This is a genomic window from Shewanella sp. Isolate8 (genome assembly GCF_022398495.1).
GTDB lineage: Bacteria > Pseudomonadota > Gammaproteobacteria > Enterobacterales > Shewanellaceae > Shewanella > Shewanella aquimarina.
Map to the genome: position 1 here is coordinate 642818 of NZ_JAKEVI010000002.1, position 14788 is coordinate 657605.

General features: G+C 53.8%; 11 protein-coding genes. 1 reads left to right on the forward strand and 10 read right to left on the reverse strand.

All coding sequences use genetic code 11. From position 1 onward, the window contains the following. Positions 1-26 precede the first annotated feature (26 nt). The 5 genes from dapB to dnaK all read right to left on the reverse strand — a co-directional run bounded on the left by dapB (position 27) and on the right by dnaK (position 5834). Complete coding sequence (dapB, locus tag L1D43_RS11995) at positions 27-842, reverse strand: 4-hydroxy-tetrahydrodipicolinate reductase (protein WP_011866637.1); 816 nt, start codon at positions 840-842, stop codon at positions 27-29. A 96-nt stretch (positions 843-938) separates the two neighbouring features. Continuing rightward, positions 939-1556, reverse strand: a complete 618-nt coding sequence (locus L1D43_RS12000; RefSeq protein ID WP_041509094.1) for an FKBP-type peptidyl-prolyl cis-trans isomerase — start codon at positions 1554-1556, stop codon at positions 939-941. 80 nt (positions 1557-1636) lie between these two features. Then, entirely contained in the window at positions 1637-2425 is a 789-nt protein-coding gene (locus L1D43_RS12005) for a M48 family metallopeptidase (protein ID WP_239851853.1), read from the reverse strand. A gap of 275 nt (positions 2426-2700) precedes the next feature. After that, complete coding sequence (dnaJ, locus tag L1D43_RS12010; RefSeq protein ID WP_239851856.1) at positions 2701-3831, reverse strand: molecular chaperone DnaJ; 1131 nt, start codon at positions 3829-3831, stop codon at positions 2701-2703. An 89-nt stretch (positions 3832-3920) separates the two neighbouring features. After that, positions 3921-5834, reverse strand: a complete 1914-nt coding sequence (gene dnaK / locus L1D43_RS12015; protein WP_041509091.1) for a molecular chaperone DnaK — start codon at positions 5832-5834, stop codon at positions 3921-3923. 305 nt (positions 5835-6139) lie between these two features. Here dnaK and L1D43_RS12020 point away from each other — a divergent pair, with 305 nt between their 5' ends. Further along, positions 6140-7066, forward strand: coding sequence for a DMT family transporter (locus L1D43_RS12020; RefSeq protein ID WP_239851857.1), 927 nt, complete (start codon positions 6140-6142; stop codon positions 7064-7066). A gap of 104 nt (positions 7067-7170) precedes the next feature. On the opposite strand, the gene L1D43_RS12025 is transcribed toward L1D43_RS12020, so the two are convergent. The 5 genes from L1D43_RS12025 to L1D43_RS12045 all read right to left on the reverse strand — a co-directional run bounded on the left by L1D43_RS12025 (position 7171) and on the right by L1D43_RS12045 (position 14561). Further along, positions 7171-7812: a hypothetical protein gene (locus L1D43_RS12025; RefSeq protein WP_239851860.1), complete on the reverse strand. Its 642-nt coding sequence runs from the start codon at positions 7810-7812 to the stop codon at positions 7171-7173. A gap of 379 nt (positions 7813-8191) precedes the next feature. Continuing rightward, positions 8192-9481: a glutamate-5-semialdehyde dehydrogenase gene (locus L1D43_RS12030; protein ID WP_239851863.1), complete on the reverse strand. Its 1290-nt coding sequence runs from the start codon at positions 9479-9481 to the stop codon at positions 8192-8194. A 34-nt stretch (positions 9482-9515) separates the two neighbouring features. Then, positions 9516-10634: a glutamate 5-kinase gene (gene proB / locus L1D43_RS12035; protein WP_239851864.1), complete on the reverse strand. Its 1119-nt coding sequence runs from the start codon at positions 10632-10634 to the stop codon at positions 9516-9518. Between the two features lie 230 nt (positions 10635-10864). Continuing rightward, positions 10865-12154, reverse strand: coding sequence for an NCS2 family permease (locus L1D43_RS12040; RefSeq protein WP_239851868.1), 1290 nt, complete (start codon positions 12152-12154; stop codon positions 10865-10867). 874 nt (positions 12155-13028) lie between these two features. Continuing rightward, the gene (locus tag L1D43_RS12045; RefSeq protein WP_239851869.1) at positions 13029-14561 is read right to left on the reverse strand and encodes a leucyl aminopeptidase family protein; all 1533 of its coding nucleotides are present in this window, start codon (positions 14559-14561) and stop codon (positions 13029-13031) included. Between the last annotated feature and the right edge of the window lie 227 nt (positions 14562-14788).

Below are 14788 nucleotides of genomic sequence, written 5' to 3' on the forward strand. Positions count from 1 at the left end.
CGCCAAATAGGCGTTTTTTTTAAATACTAATCCTTCAGGCCTAAGACCTGTTGCATGTCGTATAATCCCGGGCCCTGATCGCCCAGCCAAAATGCGGCGCGCATGGCACCGTTGGCAAAGGTCATACGACTCGATGCCTTATGGGTGATCTCCAGGCGCTCACCAATGTCGGCAAACATGGCGGTATGCTCGCCCACTAGGTCACCGGCGCGAATAGTAGAGAAACCTATGGTCTCACGGCTACGCTCTTCGGTGATCCCCTCACGGCCATAGACGGCACATTTTTCCAGATCGCGACCCAAGACCTCGGCGATCACCTCGCCCATCTTAAGTGCGGTGCCCGAAGGCGCATCCTTCTTGTGTCTGTGGTGACCTTCGATGATCTCGATATCGGTATAGTCACCCATCACCTCGGCGGCCAGCTCCAGCAGGCGCCACATCAGGTTAACGCCCACAGACATATTAGGCGCCATCACAATCGGCGTGTTCTCTGCGTAGGCCGCAATCTGCTCTTTCTGAGCATGATTGAAGCCGGTCGTGCCGATGACAATCGCCTTACCGTTACGCGAACACCAGTCGGTATGCACCACACTGGCCTCGGGCGAGGTAAAGTCGATCAGGATATCGAAATCGTCTACGGCATTGTCCAGTGAATCAGTGATGGCAACATTCATGGCACCCACACCGGCGAGTTCGCCCGCATCGACACCAATCAAAGTCGAACCCGCACGCTCAACCGCCGCACCTAGATAGATATTGCTGCTGAGTTTTGCCGATTCAATAAGAGTTCGGCCCATGCGACCACTGCCACCGGTTATCGCCACTCTTACTTGCTCTGTCATCTAACTCTCCTAAACATTTGCTACTGTTAATTGAGCACAAGGCTAACGCCAAATCATTTCAAAAAAAAGCCTAAGCAAACGCTTAGGCTTTTTCGATTAGAGAATGTCGAGCAATTCCACTTCGAACACTAGGGCCGAATACGGAGGAATTGAGGCACCTGCGCCACGCTCGCCATAGGCCAGGTGATGCGGTACATATAGCTTCCACTTAGAACCTACAGGCATCAGCTGCAGTGCCTCGGTCCAACCGGCGATAACGCCAGATACTGGGAACTCGGCAGGCTGGTCACGTAGTACTGAACTGTCGAATACGTCACCGCTGATGAAAGTACCATGGTAGTGAGTACGTACAGTTGAATCATAGCTTGGCTTGTCGCCTGAACCTTCGGTGATGATCTCGTATTGCAGACCCGATTCCAAAGTCACAACACCGTCACGCTGTTGGTTTTCAGCAAGGAAAGCTTCGCCTTCGGCCGATGCAGCCGCGGCAGCTTCTTCCTGAACCTTTTGAATACGCTGACTAATCTCAGTGAATGCAGTTTGAAGATCTTGCATAGAGACGGCACTCTCTTTACCTTCAAACGCATCTGACAGACCAACTTGAACAGCTGAAATATCGATACCTTCGAATGAGTTAGCTGCGAGTTGCTCGCCTAATTGGCGGCCAACACCATAGCTGGCGTGCTGTTCAATTGTGGTGAACTTATCAGACATAATGATTGTACTCTCATTTATTCAATTAATTTCGCGGCGGATTTTATCACAAACTGTGATAAAAAACCCAAAAATTGCCCCTAGTCGCAGCGATTTTTTCCACTGGCGCTTGCTGTGCGATACAGAGGCGTCACCTGCGGCAGCATCTGCTGCAGATCGGCGATGCGATGGTCGTGTGACGGATGGGTCGATAACAGCTCGGGGCCCTGACTGCCTCCCGCCTTGGCCATGTTCTGCCACAGGTTGATACTCTGGCTGGGGTCGAACCCGGCTCTGGCCATCAGCTCTAGGCCCATAACATCAGCCTCGCTCTCCTGGGCGCGGCCATAGGGAAGAATAAAGCCATACTGGGCACCTAGCCCCAGCGCCGACATATAGAGATCTTTGTTGCTCAGGCCGCTGACGTCGATGGCGGCGCCGGCAATCTGCATCCCCACCCCCGTCATCTGCGCCCGAGATACCTGCTCGTTGCTGTGGTTGGCCAGCACATGGGCCACCTCATGGCCGATAACCGTCGCCAGCTGATCCTGATTCTTCGCCACCTTCAATAGGCCGGTATAGACACCTATATGTCCGCCAGGCAAGGCAAAGGCGTTAACCTGCTCCGATTCAAACACCACCACCTCCCAGCTGGGCTGACGGCCGGGCAGCACAGAGGTGATGCGGTTGGCCACACAAGCCACATACTGGTTGACCTGCTTATCCTGACTCACCTGCTGCTGTTTCTTCATCTCGGCAAAAGATTCGGCCCCCATCTGATCCATCTGCTGCGAAGAAAACAGCAGGGTCTGTTTACGCCCGGTGGGTGACTGTGTGGTGGCGCAGCCGGCTAATAAAAGTATTACCAGCGCCGCGGTTAACTGCTTCATCTCTCATCCCTTATCTGTCATGAAACTTCATTTATACCAATCGTAATAAATAATTGATCATTCTAGCTTGTTAAAACGCTCGATAACTGCATTAATATTTTTAATTGTAGAATAACTACTTATCTAAAAATTTTGCTTTGTTCTCAAGCGTTTTTCCTGCGCTATTTCTGATCAAATACTTACTGTGATTGGTATTAGACTATTAAGAATAGCGGTAAAAAATAGCAATAAAAAAACCTCGCGTTGCGAGGTTTTTTATTGTGTATCAGCACACCTTAGCTGTTCAAGTCCTGAAAGAACTTCTTCACACCGTCGAAGAAGCCTTCGGCCTTAGGGCTGTGCTTTTTTGATGAACCCGTCAGGGTGTTATCAAATTCACGTAGCAGCTCTTTCTGCTTATCGCTCAGGTTCACCGGCGTTTCCATCACCACCTTACACAGCAGGTCGCCGACCGCATGACTGCGCACCGACTTGACGCCCTTGCCACGCAGACGGAACATACGACCCGTCTGAGTTTCCGATGGGATCTTCAGGTTCACCTTGCCATCGAGTGTCGGGACTTCGATCTCGCCGCCCAGTGCTGCCGTGCTGAAAGAGATAGGCACTTCACAATAGAGGTTGTTACCGTCACGCACGAAGATGGCGTGCTCGCGTACCGTCACCTGTACATAGAGATCCCCTGGAGGCGCGCCAAACTCGCCCGCTTCCCCTTCGCCCGACAGACGAATGCGATCGCCGGTATCCACACCCGCAGGAATTTTCACCGACAGCGTCTTGCTCTTCTCTACGCGACCTTCGCCATGACACTTGCTGCAAGGATCTTTGATGATCTTACCGCGGCCATGACAGGTAGGACAGGCTTGTTGCACCGCGAAGAAACCTTGGCGCATCTGCACCTGGCCCTGGCCGTGACAGGTACCACATGTGGTTGGCGAAGTGCCTTTCTTGGCGCCGCTACCGTCACACAGATCACAGGTGGCTAAGGTTGGAATACGTAGCTCTTTGGTCAGGCCACGTACCGCTTCTTCGAGCGACAGTTCCAGGTTGTAACGCAAATCTGAGCCACGCGCCGCCTGGCGCTGGCCACCACGGCGTCCACCGCCGAAGATGTCACCAAATACGTCACCGAATACATCACCGAAGTCGGCACCGCCGCCAAATCCACCACCGCCGCGGTTAGGATCGACACCCGCATGACCAAACTGATCATAGGCCGCCTTCTTGTCGCTGTCGGTGAGGATCTCGTAGGCTTCTTTTACCTCTTTGAAGCTGGTTTCGGCCGCCTTGTCACCTGGGTTGCGATCCGGGTGAAATTTCATGGCGAGGCGCTTATAGGCCTTCTTAATCTCACGCTCGCTGGCGTCGCGACCTACGCCCAATACTTCGTAATAATCTCGCTTTGACATAGTCTCATACTTTCTGCGCTAGAGTTGTACGAACGGGCGTTAGAGTTACCCCATAACGCCCGCTGGAAATAATTTAGGCTGGGCCTGAATTATTTTTTGTCGTCTTTAACTTCTTCAAACTCGGCATCGACAACATCGTCAGCAGGAGCTTCGTTAGACTGCTGAGCCTGCTCGCCTTGGCCAGCTTGCGCCTTAGCCTGAGCGATCTCCATCAGCTTGGCAGACGCTTCCATCAGGGCTTGCGTCGCTTTCTCGATAGCTTCTTTGTCCTTGCCCTTAGTGGCAGTTTCAACTTCAGCCATCGCCGCTTCGATCTTCTCTTTGTCTTCGCCTGGCAGTTCATCGCCCGCTTCTTCGATCTGCTTCTTGGTCGCGTGAACCATGCCGTCAGCCTGGTTGCGTGCAGTCACTAGCTCTTCGAACTTAGCGTCTTCATCGGCGTGCGCCTCGGCGTCACGTACCATAGCTTCAACTTCTTCATCGCTCAGACCAGAAGAGGCCTTGATGGTGATGTTTTGTGCCTTGCCTGTCTTCTTGTCAGTCGCTGACACGTGCAAGATACCATCGGCGTCGATATCGAAGGCCACTTCAATTTGTGGCATGCCGCGTGGAGCAGGCTCGATACCTTCCAGGTTGAACTGACCCAGCGACTTGTTGGCGCTAGATTGCTTACGTTCACCCTGTAGCACGTGGATGGTTACCGCGCTTTGGTTGTCATCGGCTGTTGAGAAGATCTGGCTAGCCTTAGTCGGGATAGTAGTGTTCTTCTCGATAAGCTTGGTCATCACGCTGCCCATGGTTTCAATACCCAAAGACAGAGGCGTTACGTCTAGTAGCAGAACGTCTTTCACGTCACCCGCAAGTACACCCGCCTGAACCGCAGCACCGATAGCAACCGCTTCGTCTGGGTTAACGTCTTGACGCAGCTCTTTACCGAAGAAGCTAGAAACTTCTTCACGAACCTTAGGCATACGGGTTTGACCACCCACCAGAATCACTTCGTTGATGTCTGATACAGACAGGTCTGCGTCAGCCAGTGCCACTTTTAGCGGCTCGAGTGAACGTTGGATCAGGTCTTCAACCAGAGACTCAAGCTTGGCGCGAGTGATCTTAACCACTAAGTGCTTAGGACCTGTCGCATCTGCCGTGATGTATGGCAGGTTAACTTCAGTCTGTGTGGTGCTAGACAGCTCGATCTTCGCCTTCTCGGCAGCTTCTTTCAGACGCTGCATCGCCAATGGGTCGTTACGCAGATCTAAAGATTGCTCTTTCTTGAACTCGTCGGCCAGGTAGTTGATCAGACGGTTATCGAAGTCTTCACCACCTAGGTGAGTGTCACCGTTAGTTGCCAATACTTCGAAGGTCTGCTCGCCATCGACACTATCGATCTCGATGATAGAGATATCGAAGGTACCACCACCTAAGTCGTATACCGCAACGATGTTGTCGCCTTGCTTCTTGTCGATACCATAAGCCAGTGCCGCAGCAGTAGGCTCGTTGATGATACGCTTAACTTCAAGGCCAGCGATACGACCGGCGTCTTTTGTCGCCTGACGTTGTGAATCGTTAAAGTAAGCCGGTACGGTAATTACCGCTTCGGTTACTGGCTCGCCCAGGTAGTCTTCGGCAGTCTTCTTCATCTTCTTCAGAATCTCTGCAGAAACTTGTGGCGGTGCCATCTTCTTATCGTGCGCTTCAACCCATGCATCACCGTTGTCTGCACCGATGATCTTAAATGGCATGATGTCTACGTCACGCTGTACTTCGTCATCTTTGAAACGACGACCGATAAGACGCTTAATAGCAAAGAAGGTATTCTTTGGGTTTGTTACAGCTTGGCGCTTCGCAGGCTGACCAACTAATACTTCTTCGCCTGTATATGCGATGATCGACGGGGTAGTGCGATCGCCTTCCGCGTTCTCAATTACGCGTGCTTTATCGCCATCAAGTACAGCTACACAAGAGTTAGTTGTACCTAAATCGATACCAATAATTTTACCCATGGAGTCCTCCAAAAAACTTTTAACTAACGCTAACTTTGTTATCTGATTCAGATATGGGGATAGGCGAATTCGTTTTCAAGCCTAATTTTCCAAGCCAATATCTTTCCTTAACACCCTATATTGGGCCTCCAAATGGGAATACAAGGGCAACAAAGATAAAAATTAACTTAATTGAGTATTTTTTTGATCTTAAAAGCTGCCGAACCGCAAACAAGAAGCGTATAATGCATGCAATCGAAGAAGATATCCCTCAGAGCCCCAGGCGCGTGGGATTTTTTAGTTGTCTCGTTTAGTGAGAAGGTTCAGTGAAATCATCCAACCAAGCTTATCTCTATGCCCTAGCGGCCATCTTACTCTGGTCGACCGTTGCCACCGCCTTCAAGCTGGCGCTGAGCCATTTCACGCCGCTGCAGCTGGTGTTTGTCGCCGTCTCGACCTCTATCGTCGCCCTAGGCGTTATCCTGGCCGCCACGGGTAAGCTGCATCTCATTAGGCGCCAATTCGTCAATCGCCCCTGGTTTTACCTGCAGACCGGACTGCTGAACCCGTTTCTCTATTACCTGGTGTTGTTTAAGGCCTATGCCCTGCTGCCCGCCCAGCAGGCGCTATCGCTCAACTATACCTGGGCCATATTGCTGCCCCTGTTGGCGGTGCCGCTACTCAAACAAAAGCTACGCAAGAGCGATCTCACCGCGGCACTTATCGCCTATCTAGGGGTCTTTGTCATCGCCACTAATGGTGAAGTAGCCAGCGTGCGCTTCGAGAGTGCCACCGGCGTGCTATTGGCACTGACCAGCACCTTGCTGTGGTCGCTCTACTGGATTGTAAACACTAAGGATGAGGGTGACCCAGTGGTGAGCCTACTGCTGAGCTTCATGGTGGGACTGCCTTTTATCGTGATCACCCTGCTGCTGACCCAGTCGCTGCCGAGCTGGGATCTCAAAGCCCTTGGCGCCGGCATCTATGTCGGCCTGTTTGAGATGGGCGTCACCTTCGTCCTCTGGCTGGTCGCCCTCAAGAAGGCGGATCGCACCGCCAGCATGAGTACCCTAGTATTTATCACCCCGGTTCTCTCGGTGGGCTTCATCGCCTGGATCCTGCAAGAGACCATCACCCCGTCGACCTTCATCGGCCTGGGACTTATCCTCACCGCGCTGGCGCTGCAACAGCTATTGCCTCAGCTTAAGCGCCTACGAACCAAAACCGGCCCTGCGCTGACGCCAGAGAACTAAAGTCATCGGCTAACATAAGCTGTTCGAGATAGACGCCGTTGCATAAAAAAAACCGACCCTAGGGTCGGTTTTTTTTATGCTTATCACTTATCGATTTTCTGTGGCTAGTTGCGCACGTCTATCTCACCCACGCCCACTGAGACATAAAGATGATCATCGCCAGCGGCGCCTTGCTGATGATAGCTCTGGCTCACCAGGTTTTGATTCACCTCCAGGCGCTGACCACCGTCACGAATGCTCACCTCGCCCACACCTGACTTGAGTGACACCTCACCAAAGTTCGCCTGATGATTGATCTCGGCGCGCCCCACACCCAGCTCTACCTCTATGCTGGCACTGAGACCTTCGACAGACACCTCACCGACACCAGCATCGACCTTTAACGCCGCATTACTGGGCAGATAGACACGCCACCTCTGGTTCACATCATCCTGATCCGCCAGTCTTAATACCAGCTTGTCACCATCGTCGAGGATATCGAACTTGGCCGAACTCACATCACTGTTCTGCCAGAAACCAAACCACTTAGAGTCGTTGGCCTTCACCACCACCTCGACCCGCACCTTATCTTGATCGCCGGCAATCAACTCCGCCTGCCCCACGTCCATGTCCAGAGTCACCTTCTGGCCGTGATAATCAAATTCATCATTCAACGTGATGCTCGAGGCCGCATGGGCTCCCGCACTCATCAAACCTACGACCAGACTTAAACCGACCAATGTCTTGTTAACCATGTTGTTTTTCATCTTATGCTCCGTAACCGATTCCCTGTGAGATTGATAAAGACAAAGCAAACAAGATGCCAAAACGATAAGACATTGTTGTTAAAGGGGTTTTAAATAAGATTCACTTTTTAACCTTGATGACTTTACCAAACAAGTTGTGAAATTCACCAAGGGGATTAGTTAAATTGCTCACTGGCTAAGCTAGATCAGAGTACCCGGTAAAAATGCCAGGTAAGAGTAGCTAGTATGAGAGTCAGGTAATTAGAGCCAGATATGTTTCATATAAGGGCGCCGAATAGAGATGCCGATTCATTAGCGCAAAGGCAGTTTAAAATGAAGAAGGTTTAGATATAAGAAAGGAGCCTGATGGCTCCTTTTTACGAAATGTATGGCTCTTAACTTAACCGCGGGCAGTATAGTCCCCGACACCGATCCACTTATAGGTGGTGAGCGCCTCAAGCCCCATTGGGCCTCTGGCGTGCAGCTTCTGGGTCGATACCGCTACCTCGGCGCCCAAACCAAACTGGCCACCGTCGGTAAAACGGGTGCTGGCGTTGACATACACAGCCGCCGCATCCACCTCATTAATAAAGTGTGCCGTGGCATGTATGTTATCGCTCAAGATCCCCTCGGAGTGACCACTGGAGAAACGACGGATATGGGCGATCGCCTCATCGATATTCTCGACCACCTTAACCCCAAGATTAAGAGACAGCCACTCGTTACCAAAGGTCTCATCGCTCGCCTCGTGTGTGGCTACCCCGGCATCCTCACCTATCGTCTTGGCCTGCTCACAGGCATAGAAACTGACGCCCAGGGCACCGAGGCGGGCGTAGAGTTGCGGCAAGAAGACCTTGGCAAGGTCTCTATGGATAAGCACAGTATCCAGGGCGTTACACACGGTCGGGCGCTGCACCTTAGCATTGGCGATCACCTCGATGGCTTTTAGCTGCTCCACCTCACTGTCGACATACAGATGGCAGATCCCTATGCCGCCAAGGATCACCGGAATGGTCGCCTGCTCGGCGCACAGGCGCTGCAGGTTCTGACCACCTCGGGGCACTATCATGTCCACATACTTATCGAGCTTCAACAGGCCAGAGACTAAGGCGCGGTCGGGATCTTGGATCAACTGCACCGCATCACAGGGCAGTCCTTGCTCGCCAATGGCCTCCCGGATGGCCTCACTCAGGGCCAGGTTAGACGCCAGGGTCTCCTTGCCACCGCGCAATATCACGGCATTGCCCGTCTTCAGCGCCAGCACGGCGATATCCACGGTTACGTTGGGGCGCGCCTCATAGATAACCCCGAGCACACCCAGCGGCACTCGGCGGCGGGACAGGCGCAGGCCATTGTCCAGCAGCTGACTCTCCAGCTCGCTACCGATAGGATCGGCCAGCGCCACCACATTTTCGATATCGGCGATAACCCCAGAGAGACGCGCATCGTCGAGCAATAACCTGTCGATCATGGCATCATTCAGGCCATTTTCTCGCGCCTTGGCCACATCCTGCTGGTTAGCCGCGACAATCGATGCGCTCTTATCGCTAAGCTTAGCGGCAATTGCCCTAAGCAGGTCGCGCTTCTGCGAAGCCGAGAGGCTCGCCATGGCGTAGCTGGCGGCCTTGGCCTGCTCACCGAGAGTGTTTAAATACTGCTGCTTATCGTCCATCGTTTCTGTTCCACTCATCTTTAATCTGCACAAATTGACTCTGCCGAAAACCTTACAAGACCACCATGTCGTTGCGATGCACTATGGCATCACCATAGTCGTAACCCAGCAGCGACTCAATTTCATCGGAATGTTTACCGGCGATCTTTTGTAGGTCTTTGGCGCTGTAACGGCTCATGCCTCTGGCATGCTCCCGCCCCAGCTCGTCCACCAGCTGCAGGGTGGCGCCGCGATCAAAGGCGCCGCTCACCGACAAGATCCCCTTAGAGAGCAGGCTGCGTCCCTTCAGGGTCACGGCATTGATGGCGCCGCTGTCCAGCACCAGCCGCCCTTTCGTCGCCGGGCCCGCCAAGATCCACTGTTTGCGGCTCTCCAGCGGATTTTCCAGCGCGGTAAAATGGGTGCCCACCGGCAGCTGACATACGGCATCTAAGATCACCTTAGGATGATGACCAGAGGCGATCACCACCTCGACTCCGGCGCGGCGGGCAATATCCGCCGCCTGCAGCTTAGTCGCCATGCCGCCTGTGCCCAGGCCAGAAACCGCGCCGCCCGCCAGGCTGCGCAGGCTGTCGTCGATATTTACCACCTGCTTGATAAGCTTGGCATCCGGGTTGGCCCTTGGATCGGCATCGAACAGCCCCTTCTGATCCGTCAAAAGGATCAGCAGATCGGCATCGCACAGCAGCGCCGCCCTGGCCGACAGGTTGTCGTTGTCGCCCACCTTGATCTCGTTGGTGGCCACCGCATCGTTCTCGTTGATGATAGGAATGATGCCGTTGGCCAGCAGGGCGTTGAGTGAGTCTCTGGCGTTGAGATAACGCTCCCTGTCGTGCAGATCGGCGCGGGTTAGCAGCAGCTGGCCCACATGCAGCCCATAGATGCTAAACAGCTGTGACCAGGCGAGGATCAGTTGACTCTGGCCGACGGCCGCCAGCAGCTGCTTGTTGGCGACCGTATCCGGCAGTGTGGGGTAACCTAAGTGCTCGCGTCCGGCCGCGATGGCGCCCGAGGTGCACAGCACCACTTCGACACCCGACTTCATCAGCTTGGCCATTTGTCTGGCCAGCTCAACCATATGCGCCTTATCCAGCTGGCGCGATCCGGAGGTGAGCACGCTAGTGCCCAACTTTACCACCACACGGCGGTAGCCTATCTCACTTAAGTTCATTGACATTTAGACAGAAAAAAACCGAACCCCAAGTTATACCCAATCCCCAGGGCAAATGGTAGCGGGGAAGATAAAAGATTAGAGCCAGTCTACCTTCCTTCAAATTTCCTTTAAAAAAAGCCCATAAAAAAGGCCATACATTGTATGACCTTTAATCACAGCCGAGCAAAACTCAACTTACGTCAAGCCCAGCTCCCATGAAACCTTAAAGCACTTAGCCATAGATAGACTTATCCATAGATAAATTTGGCCAGGAAGAGCGCCGCCAGCACCACCACGCCAACAGAGAGGTCTTTATAGCGGCCGCTGAACAGCTTAATGGCCGCATAGGCGATAAAGCCCATGGCGATCCCGGTCGCGATCGAAAAGGTCAGCGGCATCAGGATACAGACCACCACCACAGGCGCGGCCTCGGTCAGATCTTCCCAGTCCACATGCACCAGGCCAGACATCATCAAGATGGCGACATAGAAGAGTGTGCCCGCAGTCGCGTAGGCCGGCACCATGCCCGCCAGCGGCGAGATAAACAGCGACAGCAGGAACATGATCCCCACCACCACGGCGGTGAGTCCGGTGCGGCCACCTGCGCTCACGCCGGCCGTACTCTCGATATAGCTAGTAGTCGTCGAGGTGCCCAACATGGCCCCCGCGATAGTGGCGCTGCTGTCGGCGGTCAGGGCGCGGCCAAGACGCGGCAGTCTGCCCCTGTCGTCGAGGAAGCCGCCGCGCTGAGCTACGGCCACCAGGGTGCCAGAGGTGTCAAACAGATCCACAAACAGGAAGGCAAACACCACCGAAAGCATGCTGACCTCGAGCACGTTGGCGAGATCCATCTTCATGAAGGTGGGCGCAATCGACGGCGGCGTCGAGACCATGCCGTTATACTGCACGTCGCCAAGCAGCAAGCCCAGCGCGGTGATCCCCAAAATGCTGATGATCACCGCCGACTGATAACCTCTGTGTACCAGGGCGATAATGATGAAGAAGCCCAACACAGACATCACGGCCGGCAAGGCGGTCACATCGCCCATGGTCACCAGAGTCGCTGGGCTGGCCACCACTATGCCAGCACTCTTGAGACCGATCAGCGCCAGAAACAAGCCGATACCGGCGGCGATCCCCAGACGCAGGGACATAGGAATGCTGTTGACTATCCATTCTCGGATCTTCACCAGCGACAATATCAGAAAGCAGATACCCGAGAGGAATACCGCGCCCAGGGCCGTTTCCCAGCTATAGCCCATCTCGCCGACGACGGTATAGGTGAAGAAGGCGTTAAGCCCCATGCCCGGTGCTAGGGCGATAGGGTAATTCGCCACTATGCCCATCACCAGGCAGCCCACGGCGGCGGCCAGACAGGTGGCGACAAACACGGCGCCATGGTCCATGCCGGCATCGGCCAACATCATGGGATTGACGAAGATGATATAGGCCATGGTTAAAAAGGTGGTCAGCCCGGCCACCACCTCTTGTTTTAACGTTGTCTGGTGCTCGGTTAACTTAAATACTTTTTCTAACATGGAACGAGGTTCCTTGATTTAATTATGGTTTATTTAGGTAGGGTAAAAGTTGAAACCAAGTTAACGACTTGATAACAAGCGACGATTATATACGCAATAATTGCGCAAACGCGAGCCAGTTTAGAGCCATGACTCGAGAGGATGACATAAAGGTGATCTACGCCAGATTTATCGCCCGAATGACGAGGCGTCGATGGTAAATTTCAGGCAAAAAAAAAGCCTGCTCAAAGAGCAGGCGAGACATGTTTCAAGTGTTCCGAAAGGAAAGAGTTACCGCGCTAGCGGGTTACACTGGCCTACCGCTCAATGAGCAATAGACAACTTGAGTCTAAAAATCCCCAAATGGGGTAAGGTTGATGGATGATGCAACTACTTTAATCGAGTGAACCAGGTTCAAACGACTTTAGGGGTAGTTAGCCCTTGAAAGTCATAGCGTACAGACCACCACGTAGTGAATCGGTACAAAACCAAGTATTCTGCCAATAAACGTGCTGAATTCCTGTATAAGACATAGTCAATAACTCCTAACAAAGTTGAAAAATTAATCTCTAGTGAAACTTGGCAGGCCTTCATCTTCAGGCTGGTGCCGCAGTCAACTTGTCGCTCGGTTCCTTGGAGAGTTATCCATCCTGGATAGACTTTGAGGTGGAAGACACTGTGTCTAACCAACGAGAGCCATTATAGATAAATGTAGTTTTATTACAAGCTTTTTTTCTATTTTTTTTAAAAAACCCTTTAAAATGTAATTTTACTACATCAAACACCGATTCCCGATCCGGTCAAGATCACGCTTTTAAAGCCTATTGTGATCCTGCAACGAAAAAGGGCAACCCCATGGTTGCCCTCGTCAAATTTTAACCCTGCGAGTTGCTGATCAGCCGCGGATCATCTGACACAAACTGACAAGTGGCGCCGCCGTCGGCGTGCCATAAAGCGGGTCGCCCTCGGTGGCGCTACCGGCAATATCCACATGGGTATAGGCCATCGGCTTGTCACTCGACAGGCCGTGGGCCTCTAGGCCAGAAGCCTTCAGCAAAAAGGCCGCCGGATACTGGTGTCCCCTTGCCGTCACAGAAGAAGGCGCGTTGTTGGATGACAACACGTCCGCCGCGCCAGAAGGATCGACAATCTTCTGATAATCGTCACGGCGCAGGCGTGACACCTCTATCGGCTCGCCCCAGGCCTCACTGATCCCTTGTAGGCTGTCACCTACCTTCTGCTGCCGCGCCACGGCATTTTCGACCACGGCGGTATAACCACCGTAGGCGCGCACCACATGGCCGGTGAGGGTAGCCACCGAGAACAACTGAGGCGCCACGGCATCCTGGGCCTTGAGTCTGAGGTGCGACAGGAGATCGGCCAACACCAGGCGCCCCTCGGCGTCAGTGTTACCGATACGCACCCGCACACCGGCGTGGCTGGTGATGATCTCATCGGTCACGAAGGCCTCGCTGCCAATGCTGTTACGCACCAGGCCAAGCTCGGCCACCACACGAACGCCTTTAGGTTTCAGCAGGGCCAGGGTCTTCATCAGGCCGGCAACGGCGGCCGCGCCGCCCTTGTCACGGCTCATCCCGGCCATGGCGCCGCCAACCTTAAGATCGGCCCCGCCCGTGTCATACACCACGCCCTTACCGGCAAAGAAGTAGCTGCGATCGATAGGCCCCTCGGCCTTATATTCCAGCTTGACCACTCTAGGCTGATGCCTTGATACGGCGAAAGAGGCGCGGCCCACGGCGCTCAGCAGTGGATAGTCACGCTCCAGCACGTCTCTGTCTTCGACAACCGACATGGTCAGGTCCAGCCCCTTAAGCGCATCGACACAGTACTGGGCGAAGGCGGGCGCCGACATACGCTCGGGCTCGGTGCCGCAAAGGTCACGCGCCAAATGCTTACCCGCCTCGATGGCACTAAGCAGCTCGGCCGCCTTCTCGTCTACCAGCAGACCGATCTGTGAGATGTTGTCCATCTCGCCAAGGGCCTCGCGGCGCTCTAGCGCCTGCCACAGCGCCTGGGCACAGCCCAGCGCGGCGACGCCCATAGATTGCTGATACCTCGCCTGAGTCGAGGGTGTGACGATCAGCAGCGGGCGTCTGGCGCCGGCATCGAAGGCCACCTTTATCCCCTGACGGGCGGCGTCGCTATAACCACGAACATCCTGTATATCACTGTCGCTGTCGGAGACTGGCGCCACAATCAGGCGGCCACCGGCCAGCCCGGGGGCAAACAACAAGGTGGTCGAGCGCCCTACCCTGGCATCCACCTGGGCGCCATGGCTGGCGAGCATGGCCAGCTCCTCCTGGGCAATGGCGTCTAGGCCAGGGGTTACCAGCACCACGGCATCCCACGCGTTATCGTCAAAAATGGCTTCTGAATCTGTTACATCTATAAATTGAACCCCAGTCATGCCTCATCCTTTTCATCTAGCAGTTTTTCGGTCTTAGCCGAATCGATTGGCACCTATATAAGCAACATAAGCGCCCTGAGCTTTGACAGATCTTTGCCTGCCTATCGTGAATATCAACCTCTCACTAAAGACAATACTAACCCCAGCAATCTCTGTAAGGCCGCTTACCCAAGGTTTGAGGGTTGGGTTAAGGCCATGTCAGGCAAGGCTTAATCGTCGTGAGAGTT

Bases quoted from the DNA above. Each gene is read 5' to 3' on its own strand.
- dapB (WP_011866637.1), bottom strand. From the start codon at position 842: ATGACAGAGCAAGTAAGAGTGGCGATAACCGGTGGCAGTGGTCGCATG.
- L1D43_RS12000 (WP_041509094.1), bottom strand. From the start codon at position 1,556: ATGTCTGATAAGTTCACCACAATTGAACAGCACGCCAGCTATGGTGTT.
- L1D43_RS12045 (WP_239851869.1), bottom strand. From the start codon at position 14,561: ATGACTGGGGTTCAATTTATAGATGTAACAGATTCAGAAGCCATTTTT.
- L1D43_RS12005 (WP_239851853.1), bottom strand. From the start codon at position 2,425: ATGAAGCAGTTAACCGCGGCGCTGGTAATACTTTTATTAGCCGGCTGC.
- L1D43_RS12030 (WP_239851863.1), bottom strand. From the start codon at position 9,481: ATGAGTGGAACAGAAACGATGGACGATAAGCAGCAGTATTTAAACACT.
- L1D43_RS12040 (WP_239851868.1), bottom strand. From the start codon at position 12,154: ATGTTAGAAAAAGTATTTAAGTTAACCGAGCACCAGACAACGTTAAAA.
- dnaK (WP_041509091.1), bottom strand. From the start codon at position 5,834: ATGGGTAAAATTATTGGTATCGATTTAGGTACAACTAACTCTTGTGTA.
- L1D43_RS12025 (WP_239851860.1), bottom strand. From the start codon at position 7,812: ATGAAAAACAACATGGTTAACAAGACATTGGTCGGTTTAAGTCTGGTC.
- dnaJ (WP_239851856.1), bottom strand. From the start codon at position 3,831: ATGTCAAAGCGAGATTATTACGAAGTATTGGGCGTAGGTCGCGACGCC.
- proB (WP_239851864.1), bottom strand. From the start codon at position 10,634: ATGAACTTAAGTGAGATAGGCTACCGCCGTGTGGTGGTAAAGTTGGGC.